The sequence below is a fragment of the Pseudonocardia cypriaca genome (genome assembly GCF_006717045.1).
In the GTDB taxonomy this organism is placed as follows: Bacteria; Actinomycetota; Actinomycetes; order Mycobacteriales; family Pseudonocardiaceae; genus Pseudonocardia; species Pseudonocardia cypriaca.
Window position 1 is genome coordinate 1,413,130 of sequence record NZ_VFPH01000002.1, and the last position, 13,644, is coordinate 1,426,773.

Consider the following 13,644-nt stretch of genomic DNA (forward strand, 5'->3'; position numbering starts at 1 on the left):
CGGTGCGGACGTGGGCGCGCACCGGCGCAGGCGTCGCGCTCGGGGCCGGCACGGCCGCGGTGCACCTGCTGCTCGTGCTCCCGGTTGCCGCGGCCATGGCGGCACCCGCGTTCCGGCCGGTGGCGGAGACGGTGGCCCGGCGGCTCGCCGTGCTGGAGCGCCGCCGGGTCGTGGCCCTGCTCGGCGGGACGGGCGGGAACGCGGAGCCGCCGCCCGCGCGGGCACTGCGCTACCTCGGCGCGCGGATCCCCGTCGGGCTGCTGGGCGGGGCGGTGCTCACGCTGCTCGGCATCGGCCTGACCTTCGCCGCCACCCTCCTCGTCTCGTGGGTCACGCAGACGCCCTGGATCATGGAGCGCGAGGCGGCCGTCGTCGTGAGCGGCCTGCTCGTCGCCTACTACGCGATCCCCGGCGCGGTGCTGCTCTACCTGGCGCTCGCCGGCGCCGGCGGCGTGGCCCGCTGGGAACGCACGCTGCTCGGCCGGCTGCTCGCGCCTTCGCGCGAGGAGCAGCTCACCCGTCGCGTCGAGGAGCTCTCGCGCACCCGGGACGCGATCGTCGCGGCCGTCGACGACGAGCGCCGCCGCATCGAGCGCGACCTCCACGACGGTGTGCAGCAGCGCCTCGTCGCGCTCGGCATGCTCCTGGGCAGGGCGCGCCGCCATCCCGACCGCGCCGACGAGCTCGTCGCGCAGGCCCACGACGAGGCCCAGCGCGCGCTCGTGGAGCTGCGCGACGTGTCGTGGCGCGTCTACCCGGCCGCGCTGGACACCGGTGGCCTCGCGGCCGCGCTGGAGTCGGTGGCCGAGCGGGCACCCCTGCCGGTCCGCATCCACTGCGACCTGCCCGTCGAGCCGCCCGCTACCGTGCGCGCCGCGGCCTGGTTCGTGATCAGCGAGGCGGTGACGAACGCCGCCAAGCACTCGGGAGCGCTGCGCGTGGACGTGGAGGTGGCGATGGTGGATGGCCGCCTGCACGCCGCCGTCCGCGACGACGGCCGCGGCGGCGCCGACCCGGCAGGCGGCGGCCTCGCGGGGTTGGCCCGCCGCGTCGCCGCAGCCGACGGCGAGTTCAGCGTGGCCAGCCCGCCGGGTGGGCCGACCGCAGTCACCGCGGAGCTGCCGTGCGCGTGATGATCGCCGAGGACTCCGCACTGCTGCGCGATGGCCTCGTCCGCCTGCTCGTCGACGAGGGCCACGAGGTGCTGGCCGCGGTCGCCGACGCCCGCGCTCTGCTCGGCGCGCTCGAGCGCGAGCAGCCCGACGTGGTCGTCGCCGACGTGCGGATGCCGCCCACCCACAGCGACGAGGGTGTCGTCGCGGCGCTGGAGATCCGCCGCCGGTGGCCGCAGGTGGGGGTGCTCGTACTGTCGCAGTACGTCGAGCGCCGGCACACCGCACAGCTGATCGGCGACGACGGCGGCCGCGTCGGCTACCTGCTGAAGGACCGGGTGGCGCAGGTCGGGGAGTTCCTGGACGCCCTGGAGCGGGTCGGCGCGGGCGGCGCGGCGTTCGACCCGGAGGTGGTGCGCCAGCTGCTCGCGGCCGGCCGGCGGGCCGACCCGCTCGCCCGCCTCACCCCGCGCGAGCGCGACGTGCTCGACGCGATGGCCGAGGGGCTCACCAACGCCGGCACCGCGGAGCGGCTGCGGATGTCGGTCAGCGCCGTGGAGAAGCACGTCGCCTCGATCTTCGGGAAGCTGGGCATCCCGGAGACGGCGGGGTACAGCAGGCGGGTGCTCGCGGTGCTGCGGTACCTGGGTTCGTGACCTGGTAGTACGACGCACAGGCAGCTGCTGTGATCACGGATGTTCGGCGCTCTTGCCGGGTGGTCGCGGCATGATCCGGTGTAGCGGTTCGCTACTGCTGTGGCGGCAGCCATGGGCAACCGATGCACGCGATCTTGGTGGGCATGATCCGCTGTATCGGGCGTCCATGGTCGTGCCGGCAGCCATGGACAACCGCCAGTTCGGATCATGGTCCCTGCGGCTCTGGTTGATTCCCGTCGGGTCGGCCTTGCCACAGAACCCGCCGGTGGGCGCGCCGTTCCCGGCTCGGGCCTCTCGGCGCCCGGCCCCGTTGTCGGCCTCTCGGGTGTTCCCCCCGGTTCCCGTCGATCCCTTCGGCTGGTGGGGGTGGCTGGGTTGGGTCAACTACCGAATTCTGTGGTTGCGTGGGCGGCCGTCCCCGGCTTGGGGGCACGGCAGTCGGGGACGAGACCGCCGCGGTTGGGTGCCACGCGACCTGCTGTGGTCCCGACCCTCACACCCCAGCCCATCCGCGCACGGTCAGGCCGGACCAGTCCAGGGACGGGGCGTCTGCACCTGATCACGCCCGGATGGCAGGGGTTGTTGGGTGGGAACGGGACCACAGCCGGTTGCGTGGCACCCGAGTCGCGCGCTCGTCGGGAACCGCCGTGCCCCCGCGTCGGGGACGGCCGCCAGCGCAACCACGGAATTCGGTAGTGGACCCAAGCCAGCCGCCGCGGTAGGTGCGGGGCGAGGCGAACCGGATCGACCACACCAGCAGCCGGGGGCGGATAGGTGAGGCCGGGAGGTCCGAGCCGGGAACGGCGCGCCCACCGGAACGGTTTCCCACCAGGACGGCACCGCGCTGTGCGTTCCGCGGAACGTAGCCGGCCACCGTGCACACCTTCCCGCCACGACACACACCGCCGGCCACGTGCACCGACACCGCGCGATGTGCACGCTCAACGAGCGTCTAGGTCATCGCCCGCCGCTCCACCAGCGGCAAGGACCGCAGCTGCCGCTCCATGTGCCACTGCAGGTGGGCGGCCACGAGGCCGCTGGTGTCGCGGCGGGTGACGCTGGTGGCGGTGTCGGCGGTGTCCCAGTCGCCGTGCAGCAGCGCGTCGAGCAGCGCGAACGTCTCCCGCGACGGGCGCACAGAGCCGGGAGGGCGGCAGCGGGGGCACACCGCTCCCCCGGCGGCGATGTTGAACGCGGCGTGCGGGCCGGGCTCGGCGCAGCGGGCGCACTCGGAGATCGCGGGCGCCCATCCGGCGTGGGTCATCGCGCGCAGCAGGAACGCGTCGAGCACGAGCGACGGGTCGCGCTCGTGGCCGGCGAGCGCCCGCACCGCGCCCACGAGCAGCAGGTACACGCGCAGCGCCGGCTCGCCCTCCTCTGCGACGAGCCGGTCGGCCGTCTCCAGCATCGCGCAGCCGGTGGTGTAGCGGGAGTAGTCGGAGATGATGCCGGCGCCGAACGCGTCGACGGTCTCGGCCTGCGTGACGATGTCCAGCGAGCGGCCCGTGTAGCACTGCACGTCGACGTGGTTGAACGGCTCCAGCCGCGCCCCCCAGCGGGACCGGGTGCGCCGCACGCCCTTCGCGACCGCGCGCACCTTGCCGCGGCGGCGGGTGAGCAGCGTGACGATGCGGTCTGCCTCGCCGAGCTTCTGCACCCGCAGCACCACGCCGGTGTCACGCCACAGGGTCACCGGGCAAGCCTACGGCCGTTCCGGCTTGACACCGCCTCCCCACACCGGGTGAGGTCACCCTAACCCGACCGAGGAGGTCAGTTGACCCACGTCGTGCCCGAGCACCAGCGCGCCGAGGCCCAGCGCACTCTCGCCGCGACCCCGGGGGTGCGCGGAGAGCCCAGCGACGCCGAACGCTCCCGCACGCTGATCGGCGCCGTCCGCACCGGCTCGCTCGCCACGATCGGTGAGGGCGGGTTCCCGTTCGGCTCGCTCGTCTCGCACGCGGTCGACGGGCAGGGACGGCCGTTGCTGCTGCTCAGCGACCTGGCCGAGCACACCCGCAACCTCGCAGCCGACCCGAGGGCGTCGCTGATGGCCACCGAGGCGGGTGCCGGCGACCCGCTGGCGCTGGCCAGGGTCACGGTGATCGGCCGCGTCGGGGAGCTCGCGGGCGACGAGCGCGCCGCTGCCCTCGAGATCTACCAGGCGACCCAGCCCGGCGCGTTCTACGCCGGGTTCGCCGACTTCCGGCTCTACCGGCTGGAGGTCGAGTCGGTCCGGTACGTGGGCGGCTTCGGCCGCATGAGCTGGGTGGACGCCGCGAGCTACGCGGCGGCGGAGCCCGACCCGCTGCGCCCGCACGCCGAGCGGATCATCGCGCACATGAACGACGACCACGCCGACGCGTTGGTCCTGTTCTGCCGCAAGTTCGCCGACCGGCCCGGCACGGCACAGGCGCGGATGGTGGGCGTCGACCGCTACGGCTTCGCCGTGCTCGCCGCCGACGAGCCGGACGGCCAGGAGACGGCCGTGCGGCTGCCGTTCGACGAACCCACCGACACGCCGGATTCCGTCCGGAAGGCGATGATCGAGCTACTGCGGCGGGCGCGCGCCGCCTAGTTCCGGTTCAGGTGGGACGCCGCGTCGTGCTGCTCGCCGCGGTGGCGAGCTCCTCGGCGTGCGCGCGGAGGATCCGGAGGTGCTCGGGGCACTCGTCGAGACGGTCGTGCGGGGCGCCGAGCATGTTGCGCAGCGCTGTTCGGGCCCGCTCGATCTCGCGGACGCGGTCGTCGAGCTGCCGCAGCTTCGCCATCGCGATCGCTCGCCAGCCGGGTGCGGTTCCGCCGGTCGGGGGGACGATCGCCGCGATCTCGGACAGGGTGAACCCGGCCAGCTTGAGCAGGTCGATGAACGCGACCCGCTCGACGGCGCCCTCGTCGTAGAACCGTTTGCCTCCCACGCGCCCGCTGGCACGCAGGAGGCCTTTGCGCTCGTAGAAGCGCAGCGCAGAGGCGGCCAGCCCGGTGCGGGCCCGCAGCTCGGAGATCGACAGTCCGGCCATTGACGTGAACCGTAGTTCAACCTGCAGGCTCGCTGTGGAAAGAGATCGTGTGCGAGCGGCTGGAGGATCTGGTGACGAGGAACGGGACGCGCGTGGCAGTGGTCACCGGGGCGGGGAGGGGGATCGGGCTCGCGATCGCGCGGGCGCTCGTCGAGGACGGGTTCACCGTGGTCGCCGGCAGCCGCACCGTGACCGACGTGTTGCGCGCCGTCGCACCGGACGCGCTCGAGGTGGACCTCTCGACCCCGGAGGGGCCCGCGCTGCTCGTGCGGCACGCGATCGACCGGCACGGCGGGGTCGACCTGCTCGTCAACAACGTCGCGGGCACCTCGACACCAGCCGGTGGCTTCCTGGAGCTCGACGACGACGGGTGGCGGCACACGTTCGACCTGGCGTTCCTGTCGACCGTCCGCGCGACGCGGGAGGCGCTCCCGAGCCTCCTGGAGCGCCGGGGAGCGGTGATCAACATCGGTTCGATCAACGCCCGCCTGGCGCAGCCGCGCCTGGTCGCCCTGTCGGCCGCCAAGGCGGCGTTGTCGAACCTGGGCAAGGCGCTCGCCGAGGAGTTCGCCGGCCGTGGCCTGCGGGTGAACACCATCTCCCCCGGCCCGGTGTGGACCGACGTGTGGCGGTCCGAGGGCGGCCCAGGGGACGCGCTCGCGCGGCGGGCGGGCATCGCCCCGGAGGACGTCCCCGACCGGCTCCCGGCGATGCTCGGGGTGACGACCGGCCGGTTCACCGAGCCGGATGAGATCGCGGCGCTCGTGACGTTCCTCGCCTCCGGGCGGGTGCCCAACATGAGCGGGTCGGAGCTGGTGATCGACGGCGGGATGGTGAAGACGACGTGACCGACGTCAGGCCGACGCGGCGGCGTGGCAGGCGCCCCGCCCCTCGGCCTGAGCCACGATCCGGCCGCCCGCGATCCGGACGGCCGCCTCGGTGGCGTCGCTGACCACCCGCTCACCCGCCGCCGCCGCGACGGCGCCCGTCTCGTCGTGCACCACCTGCAGCCGGGGCCACGCCGACTCGGGGAACGCCGGCCGGATGCAGCGGCAGACGTCAGCGACCACGAGCCGCGCGAGCGAGGCCAGCTCGCCGGGCTCGCCGGAGACCAGCACCGCGGTGACGACCGACCCGGGCGGCGCCGCCCGCACCGCCTCCTCTACGGCAACGAGCCGGTGCAGCCCGAGCACCGCGACGACGCCGTCGTCGGCCAGGCGGGCCGGCGCCTCCCGCACGGCGTCCACGGCGGCGGGCGGCTCCCACGCCCGGCCGGCCGGGCGGGCATGGGGCACGTACGGCAGGTGGGGCGGGGCCCACTCGTCACCCCGTCCGCTGCCGAGCTCGAGGTCGGCGAGCCCTTCGCAGGCGGTGACGACGTCGAACGGGTCGGCGAAGCCGGGCGCGGCGGCGGCCAGCTGGCCCGCCCCGTGCAGCGTGGTGAGCGCGACCTCGGCCGCGCGTACCCGGCGGCCCGCGCCCGACGGTCCGTCCACCTGCTCGAGCGCGAGCCCGAGCAGGATCGCGTCGAGCGCCATGAGCTGGGCGAACGGGGTGCGCATGCGCTCGTCGGCCAGCACCTCCGGCACGAGGTCGGCTCCCAGCGGCGTCGTGCCGTCGGGGTCGTCCGTGGCGAGGGGGAGCCGCCCGACCCACGCCCTGGCGAAGGCGCCGAGTGCCGTGCGCGCCGTGGTGCCGGGAACCACCTGCGGGATCGGGGCCCGCTCCGCCTCGGCGGCGAGCACGGCGAGGTAGAGGGCCCGCTTGCCCGGGAAGTTCGAGTAGACGGCGCCGCGGGTCAGCTCGGCGCGCTCGGCGATGATGTCGATCTTGGCGTCGCGGAACCCGCGTTCGAGGAACTCGGTGCGCGCCGCCGCCAGCACCCGCTCGCGCGTGCGCTCCTGCGCCTGGGCCCTCGTGAGCCGAGCCATCGCCCTCCCGTCGGTCGTCCGATGGGAATGCTACGGTCACCATTCAGATGATGTGAACATCTGGTCCGAACATCTGGAGGAGCCGTGCTCGCCCTGCCCGAGATCGACCTCACCGACCCGGCGGTGCTGAACGACCCGTTCACCGCCTACGCCCCGGCCCGGGAGCGCTCGCCGCTGGCCCGGCTGCGGGCGCCGGGCATGCCGCCGATGTGGGGGGTGCTGCGCCACGTCGAGGCTCGGGCGATGCTCGCCGATCCGGCGCGCTTCGCACTCAGCCCCGCGAGCTACGCCTTCCGCCTCGAGGTCTCCGACGAGCTACGGCCCTACCTGCACACCGTGCAGGAGATGGAGGGCGCGAAGCACGTCCGGCTGCGCAAGCTGGTGGCCCCTGCGTTCACCGCACGGCGGGCCGCCGAGTTCCGGCCCCGGATCGAGCGGATCGTCGACGAGCTCCTCGACGACCTGGCCGAGCACGCCGCGGATGGCCCCGCCGACCTGCTCACCCGCGTCGCGCACCCCCTGCCGATGGCGGTGATGTGCGAGCTCGTAGGCATCCCGGCCGAGGACCGGCCGCGGTGGCGCGGGTACGGGGCCGCGATCTCGGCCGGTGCCGGTGCGGTGTTCGCCGCGGCGTTCCCCGAGATCATCCGCGACGCCGAGGCGGCGGTGGAGGCCCGCAGGCGCGAGCCGCTCGACGACATCGTCTCCGACCTCGTCCGCATCCACGACGAGGACGGCGACCGGCTCACCGACGTCGAGCTCGTCGCGCTCGTCTGGCTGCTCGTCCTCGCCGGGCAGACCCCGAGCAACCTCATCGCCAACTCCGTGGAGGCGCTGCTCGCGCACCCCGACCAGCTCGCCGCGCTCCGCGCCGATCCCGGGCTGGCGCCCCGGGCCGTCGAGGAGCTGATCCGCTGGTGCAGCCCCCAGCTGCTGACGATCCCCCGCCTCGCGGCGCAGGACGGCGAGCTGGCCGGCGTGCCGATCGCGAAGGGCGACCTGGTCACCGCCGTGCTCCCGGCCGTCAACCGGGATCCTCGGGTGTTCGCCGACCCCGACACGCTCGACATCACCCGCACCGGTGCGGCGAGCCACCTCGGGTTCGCCCACGGGCCGCACTTCTGCCTCGGCGCCGCCTTCGCCCGGATCCAGACCCAGGTCGCGCTGACGGCGCTCCTGCGCCGCGCCCCCGGCCTCGCGCTGGCGGTGCCGCAGGAGGAGGTGCGGCGGGCTCCCGACGGTGGCACCTGGCGGCCGGCCGCGCTGCCCGTCACGCTCTGACGGGCGCGCCCGCCCTCAGAAGCCCAGCTTGCGCAGCTGCTTCGGGTCCCGCTGCCAGTCCTTCGCGATCTTCACGTGCAGGTCGAGGTAGATCCTCGTGCCGAGCAGCGCCTCGATCTGGCGGCGCGCGTCTGCGCCGACCTGACGCAGCCGGGCGCCGCCCTTGCCGATCACGATGCCCTTCTGGCTGGACCGCTCGACGTAGATGTAGGCGTGCACGTCCAGGAGGTCGTCGCGGCCCTCGCGGGGCATCATCTCCTCGATCACGACGGCGATCGAGTGGGGCAGCTCGTCGCGCACGCCCTCGAGGGCGGCCTCGCGGATCAGCTCCGCGACGAGCGTCTCCTCCGGCTCGTCGGTGAGCTCACCGTCGGGGTACAGCGGCGGCCCCTCGGGGAGTCGGGCGACGAGCAGGTCGGCGAGCAGGCCGACCTGGAACCCGTCGACGGCCGAGCACGGCACGACCTCGGCGAAACTCATCAGGCCCGACAGCTGCGTGAGCCGCTCGGCGATCTGGTCGGGCTGCGCCTTGTCGGTCTTCGTGACGATGCCCAGCACCGGGGTGCGGCCGGCCACCGAGCGCAGCTCGTTCACGATGAACTCGTCGCCGCGGCCCACCGGCTGGTCGGCCGGCACGCAGAAGCCGATCACGTCGACCTCGGCCCACGTCTCGCGCACGACGTCGTTGAGGCGGCTGCCCAGCAGCGTGCGCGGCTTGTGCAGGCCGGGCGTGTCGACGACGACGAGCTGCGCGTCCTCGCGGTGCAGGATGCCGCGGATGGCGTGCCGCGTGGTCTGCGGACGGCTGGACGTGATCGCGATCTTCTGCCCGATCAGCGAGTTCGTCAGCGTGGACTTGCCCGCGTTCGGCCGGCCCACGAAGCACGCGAAGCCGGATCGGAAACCCTCGGGGACCTGCGCGAACTCCATCACAGCGGCGCGACCGTCTCGCCGGTGAGCTTCTCGAGGATCTCCCGGCCGATCGGCAGCGCAGCGGTGGCCGCGGGCGATGGCGCGTTGAGCACGTGCAGCACGGAGCCGGCTCCCTTCCCCTGTTCGACGAACAGGAAGTCGTCGACCAGCGTGCCGTCGGGCTTCACGGCCTGGGCGCGCACCCCTGCGCCCGCGCGGTGCAGGTCCTCCGCACGGACGTCGGGCAGCAGCCGCTGGATCTGCTTGACCATCGCCGCGCGCGACAGCGACCGGTGCATCTCGCCGAACCCGTACTTCCAGTGGCGCTTCGCAACCTTGACCATGCCCGGGTAGGTGATGGTCTGCAGGAGCTCCTTCGGCTTGACCACGCCCCACGAGTAGCCCTCGCGGGCGAGCGCGAGCACCGCGTTCGGGCCGGCGTGCACGTGCCCGTCGATGCCGCGGGTGGCGTGGACGCCCAGGAACGGGAACGCCGGGTCGGGCACCGGGTAGATCAGCCCTTTGACCAGCCCCGCGGCGCGGTCGCTGAAGCCGGAGTACTCGCCGCGGAACGGGATGATCCGCACGCCGGGGTCGGCGCCTGCCGCCTTGGCGACCTCGTCGCAGCGCAGCCCGGCGCACACGACGACCTGCTTGCCCAGCAGGTCGCCGGTGGCGGTGCGCACGACGACGTCGTCGGCCCGCCGGGCGATCTGGTGCACCGGCCGGCCGAGGTGGATCTCGCCGCCCTCCTTGGCGACGAGCTCGCCGAGCTTCTCCGCGATCGCCCGGTAGTCGGTGATGCCGGTGGACGGGACGTACAGGGCGGCGATGCCGCGGACGTGCGGCTCGTGCTCGCGCATCCCGGCCTGGTCCAGCTCGTGGTTCTCCACGCCGTTGGCATCGCCGCGCCGCTTGAGCTCCGCCATCCGCGGCAGCTCCTCCGGCTCGGTGGCGACCACCAGCTTGCCGGTGACCTCGTGCGGCAGGTCGTGGGCGCGGCAGAACGCCACGGTCTCGGCGCACCCGGCCACCGCCAGCCGAGCCTTGTAGCCGCCCGGGGCGTAGTAGAGCCCGGAGTGGATGACGTTGGAGTTGTTGCCCGTCTGGTGGCGGGCGAGCTGCGGCTCGCGCTCGACGACGGCGACGGACCGCCCGGTGCGGACCACTGCGTGCGCGGTGGCGAGGCCGACGATGCCGCCGCCGACCACGACGACGTCGAACGAGGGGGTGGTCATGAGGCGGTCTCCGCTGTGAGGGTCTCGACGACGGCGCCCGACGGGTCGGCGCGCAGGACGTGCGCGGTGGGCGCGAGGTCGCGGACGGCGGCGAGCGAGTCGGCGTCGACGGAGTCCGACCCGGTGACGACGGCGGCCGCCTCCAGCCCCGGTGCCCCGCTGGACACCGCGGCCGCCACCGCGGCCTGCAGCGCGGTGAGCGTGAGCGACGGCAGCGCGACGGTGGCGGCGGCGTAGGTGCGCCCGTCCGTGTCGCGGACGGCGGCCCCCTCCGCTGCGCCGGTGCGCGCGCGGGCGGACCGCGCCAGCGTCACGATCTTCGCGTCCTCCGGGTCACCCAGGTCGGGCATCGCTCTCCTCCAGCCGTGCGCCGTCGTCGGATTCCGGTTCCTCGACGGGCTCCACGAGGACCGTGTTGATGCGTACCCGCCCGCGGGCGTCCTTGCCCCCCTCGGCCAGCAACCGCAGCCCGGCCACCTCGGTCTCGGCGCCGGGCAGCGGCACGCGGCCGAGCTGCTGGGCGAGCAGACCGCCGACGGTGTCGACGTCGGCGGCGGCGAGGACCTCGCTCAGGTCGTCCTCCTGCCCGGCCGGGCCGTCGGGGCCACCGAACAGTTCGAGGAGGTCCTCCACCGGGAGGCGCGCCGACACCCGGAGCCGGCCCTCGTCCAGCTCCTGGACGTCGGGCACCTCCTCGGTGTCGTACTCGTCGGTGATCTCCCCGACGATCTCCTCGAGGATGTCCTCGATGGTGACGACGCCCGCGGTGCCGCCGTACTCGTCCACCACGATCGCCATGTGGTTGCGCGCGGCCTGCATCTCCTTCAGCAGCTCGTCCACCCGCTTCGTGTCGGGCACGAGCACCGCGGGCCGCATCACGTCGGCCAGTGGGGCGTCCGGCGTCTCGACCTGGGCGCGCACGAGGTCCTTGAGGTAGGCGACGCCGATGATGTCGTCGATGTTCTCGCCGAGCACCGGGATGCGGGAGTAACCGCTCTTCAGGGCGAGCCGCAGCACCTTCTCCACGGGGGTGTCGCGGTCGGTCCACACGACGTCCGGGCGCGGCACCATCACCTCGCGCACGAGCGTGTCGCCCAGCTCGAACACCGAGTGGATCATCTGGCGCTCGTCCTCGTCGACGACGCCGCTGGTGCTGGCCATGTCGACGAGCTCGCGCAGCTCGACCTCGGACGAGAACGGCCCCTGCCGGAAGCCCTGCCCGGGGGTGATCGCATTGCCGACGAGGATCAGCAGCTTGGTCAGCGGGCCGAGGAGCGTGGCGAGCGCCCGGACGGGCGCCGCGACGAGCATGCCGATGCGGTAGGGGTGCTGGCGCCCGAGGGTGCGCGGACCGACGCCGATGAGCACGTAGCTGACCACCACCATGATCGCGGCGGCGGTGAGCCCACCCGCCCAGTCGCGGTCGAAGAGCTGGATCAGCGCGATCGCCAGCAGCACGGTGGCGGCCGTCTCGGCGGCGAGCCGCAGCAGCAGGAGCAGGTTGACGTGGCGCGGGCGGTCGGCGGCGACGGCGGCGAGCGCGCGCGAGCCGGGGCGGCCTGCGCGCACGAGCGCATCGACGCGGGCGCGGGACACCGTGTTGAGGGCGGCGTCGGCGGCTGCGAACAGCCCGGCGAGCGGGACCAGCAGGATCGCGGTGACGATCAGCGGGAGGGTGCCGTCCATGGTCGGAGCGATCAGGAGTCCTCTAGGCCCGCTGTGCCGAGCACCGCGGAGTCGCTGCGGTGCCGGGCGGCCTGGGCCGCGGCCTGCCGGCGGGCGGCCTGCCAGTCGCCCAGCAGCTTGCCCTGCAGGCCGAACATCTCCCGCTCCTGCTCCGGCTCGGCGTGGTCGTAGCCGAGCAGGTGCAGCACCCCGTGCACGGTGAGCAGGTGCATCTCGTCGGCGAGGGAGTGCCCGGCCTTGCGGGCTTGCGCCTTGGCGAAGTCGGGGCAGAGCACGATGTCGCCGAGCAGTGCGGGGCCGGTGTCGGGCGCGTCGGGCCGCCGCGACTCCTCCACCAGCTCGTCCATCGGGAACGACAGGACGTCGGTGGGCCCCGGCTCGTCCATCCAGCGCTCGTGCAGCTCGCTCATGACCTCCTCGGTCACGACGAGGATCGACAGCTCGGCCGCGGGGTTGACGTGCATCGCATCGAGGGAGAAGCGCGCCACCGAGGCCAAGAGCGACTCGTCGACGGGCACGCCCGACTCGTTGCACACCTCGATCGACACGATTTCCCCTGCTCATCTACGCCGGCAATACATCAAGCGTAGACCGTGGTCCGGAACGACCGGAGCGCGGTCAGACGCGCGTCGGTGCCCGCTGGGCGCCGCTGCGGACCGACCAGCGACCGGAGGAACGCTGCACCGTGAGCGGGTGGTCGAAGCAATGGCTGACCGCCGCCGACGTGACCACGTCGTCGATGGGACCCGCAGCGCAACAGTCCCCCTGCCGCAGCAGCAGCGCGTGGGTGGCCACGCCGGGGATCTCCTCGAGGTGGTGGGTCACCAGGACGGTCGCGAGGTCGGGGTGGTGCTGCGCGAGCACCTCCACCGTGCCCCGCGTGGGGTGCCACTGCGCACCGAGGAGGCGCAGCAGCGTGCTCTTCCCCGCGCCGTTCGGCCCCAGCACCGCCCAGTGCTCCCCGCGCTGCACCGTCACCGAGATGCGCCTCAGGAGGGCGCGGCCCTCGCGGACCACGTCGACCTCGTCGACGCGCAGCACCGGACCCGTCTCCGACGGACGGCTGTTGTTCATCTCGACCGATCCAAGATCTACGACTCGGCCCGAAGTCTCTCGAGCGTGGTGTGCACGTTCCGCTCCGTGGCTGCGGCAGCGGCGTCGACGTCGCCATCGGCGATCGCATCGGCGAGCGCCCTGTGGGCGCCGTCGGAGTCCTCCAGCTCGGCCCGGGTGCGCAGGCCCGCGTCCGCGACGAGATCGTTCGCGGCGCTGCGCAGTGCCCCGAGGAACGATCCGAAGACCTCGGAGAGCACGTCGTTGTGGGCGGCCGCGACGACCGCGGTGTGGAACTCCAGATCGGCTTCGACCAGCGCGACCGGCGACGCAGCCGCGTCCCGCTTCGCGAGGGCGGCTCGTATCCGCTCCACGTCCTCCGCGGTCCTGCGCCGGGCCGCGAGCTTGGCCGCCTCGACCTCGAGCCCGGCCCGCACCTCGTACACCTCGGCGATCGCGGCCCGTCGAAGGCTCTGTTCCAGCGCGGGCAGCGGGGTTGCCGAGACGACGACCGTCCCGACGCCGTGCCGGGTCTCGAGCTGACCGATCGCGACCAGTGCGCGCATCGCCTCGCGCGCCGTCGGCCTGCTCACCCCCAGCTGCTTGCTCAGCGCCAGTTCGCCGGGCACCCGACTGCCGACCGGCCACTCGCCGGACGCGAGCAGGCGCTGCAGCTCGCTGGTCGCCTGCTCGACCAGCGAGCGGCGCTGTACCGCGCGTACCGCCAACACCGTCTCCGTCCCGGGTCCCAGCAGGCT

General features: G+C 73.9%; 15 protein-coding genes. 5 read left to right on the plus strand and 10 right to left on the minus strand.

Annotated features, from left to right (window positions below; all coding sequences use genetic code 11):
* Positions 1-2 precede the first annotated feature (2 nt).
* Together FB388_RS24350 and FB388_RS24355 are read left to right on the plus strand one after the other, a co-directional pair.
* Positions 3-1,133, plus strand: a complete 1,131-nt coding sequence (locus FB388_RS24350) for a sensor histidine kinase (RefSeq protein ID WP_246122353.1) — start codon at positions 3-5, stop codon at positions 1,131-1,133.
* A complete protein-coding gene (locus tag FB388_RS24355; RefSeq protein ID WP_142104498.1) occupies positions 1,124-1,768 on the plus strand; it encodes a response regulator in 645 nt (214 codons plus the stop codon). The genes FB388_RS24350 and FB388_RS24355 overlap by 10 nt, the downstream gene beginning before the upstream one ends.
* Before the next feature lie 952 nt (positions 1,769-2,720).
* On the opposite strand, the gene recO is transcribed toward FB388_RS24355, so the two are convergent.
* Positions 2,721-3,461, minus strand: coding sequence for a DNA repair protein RecO (gene recO / locus FB388_RS24360; protein WP_142104499.1), 741 nt, complete (start codon positions 3,459-3,461; stop codon positions 2,721-2,723).
* An 81-nt stretch (positions 3,462-3,542) separates the two neighbouring features.
* Between recO and FB388_RS24365 the strand changes: the two genes are divergently transcribed.
* The gene (locus tag FB388_RS24365) at positions 3,543-4,343 is read left to right on the plus strand and encodes a HugZ family pyridoxamine 5'-phosphate oxidase (protein WP_211362202.1); all 801 of its coding nucleotides are present in this window, start codon (positions 3,543-3,545) and stop codon (positions 4,341-4,343) included.
* A gap of 7 nt (positions 4,344-4,350) precedes the next feature.
* Here FB388_RS24365 and FB388_RS24370 read toward each other — a convergent pair whose 3' ends face one another.
* Entirely contained in the window at positions 4,351-4,785 is a 435-nt protein-coding gene (locus FB388_RS24370) for a MerR family transcriptional regulator (RefSeq protein WP_142104500.1), read from the minus strand.
* Positions 4,786-4,856: 71 nt separating this feature from the next.
* Between FB388_RS24370 and FB388_RS24375 the strand changes: the two genes are divergently transcribed.
* Entirely contained in the window at positions 4,857-5,633 is a 777-nt protein-coding gene (locus FB388_RS24375; RefSeq protein ID WP_142104501.1) for an SDR family NAD(P)-dependent oxidoreductase, read from the plus strand.
* Positions 5,634-5,639: 6 nt separating this feature from the next.
* Here FB388_RS24375 and FB388_RS24380 read toward each other — a convergent pair whose 3' ends face one another.
* Positions 5,640-6,716 (minus strand): TetR/AcrR family transcriptional regulator, encoded by a 1,077-nt coding sequence (locus FB388_RS24380; protein ID WP_142104502.1) that lies wholly within the window; start codon positions 6,714-6,716, stop codon positions 5,640-5,642.
* An 84-nt stretch (positions 6,717-6,800) separates the two neighbouring features.
* Here FB388_RS24380 and FB388_RS24385 point away from each other — a divergent pair, with 84 nt between their 5' ends.
* Positions 6,801-7,997: a cytochrome P450 gene (locus FB388_RS24385; RefSeq protein ID WP_142104503.1), complete on the plus strand. Its 1,197-nt coding sequence runs from the start codon at positions 6,801-6,803 to the stop codon at positions 7,995-7,997.
* A 15-nt stretch (positions 7,998-8,012) separates the two neighbouring features.
* On the opposite strand, the gene era is transcribed toward FB388_RS24385, so the two are convergent.
* From era to FB388_RS24420, 7 genes are all read right to left on the minus strand, one after another.
* On the minus strand, positions 8,013-8,927 hold the full coding sequence (era, locus tag FB388_RS24390) for a GTPase Era (RefSeq protein WP_142104504.1): 915 nt from the start codon (positions 8,925-8,927) through the stop codon (positions 8,013-8,015).
* A complete protein-coding gene (lhgO, locus tag FB388_RS24395) occupies positions 8,927-10,147 on the minus strand; it encodes an L-2-hydroxyglutarate oxidase (RefSeq protein ID WP_142104505.1) in 1,221 nt (406 codons plus the stop codon). Before lhgO ends, era begins: the two co-directional genes overlap by 1 nt.
* Positions 10,144-10,497 carry a cytidine deaminase gene (locus FB388_RS24400; RefSeq protein WP_142104506.1) on the minus strand — a complete coding sequence of 118 codons (354 nt, stop codon included), beginning with the start codon at positions 10,495-10,497 and terminating at the stop codon, positions 10,144-10,146. The genes lhgO and FB388_RS24400 overlap by 4 nt, the downstream gene beginning before the upstream one ends.
* Positions 10,481-11,833: a hemolysin family protein gene (locus tag FB388_RS24405; protein ID WP_142104507.1), complete on the minus strand. Its 1,353-nt coding sequence runs from the start codon at positions 11,831-11,833 to the stop codon at positions 10,481-10,483. Before FB388_RS24405 ends, FB388_RS24400 begins: the two co-directional genes overlap by 17 nt.
* An 11-nt stretch (positions 11,834-11,844) precedes the next feature.
* Positions 11,845-12,381, minus strand: a complete 537-nt coding sequence (gene ybeY, locus FB388_RS24410) for an rRNA maturation RNase YbeY (protein ID WP_142104508.1) — start codon at positions 12,379-12,381, stop codon at positions 11,845-11,847.
* Between the two features lie 70 nt (positions 12,382-12,451).
* On the minus strand, positions 12,452-12,907 hold the full coding sequence (locus FB388_RS24415) for an ATP-binding cassette domain-containing protein (RefSeq protein ID WP_142104509.1): 456 nt from the start codon (positions 12,905-12,907) through the stop codon (positions 12,452-12,454).
* A gap of 17 nt (positions 12,908-12,924) precedes the next feature.
* Positions 12,925-13,614, minus strand: a complete 690-nt coding sequence (locus tag FB388_RS24420) for a FadR/GntR family transcriptional regulator (RefSeq protein WP_142104510.1) — start codon at positions 13,612-13,614, stop codon at positions 12,925-12,927.
* Positions 13,615-13,644 lie beyond the last annotated feature (30 nt).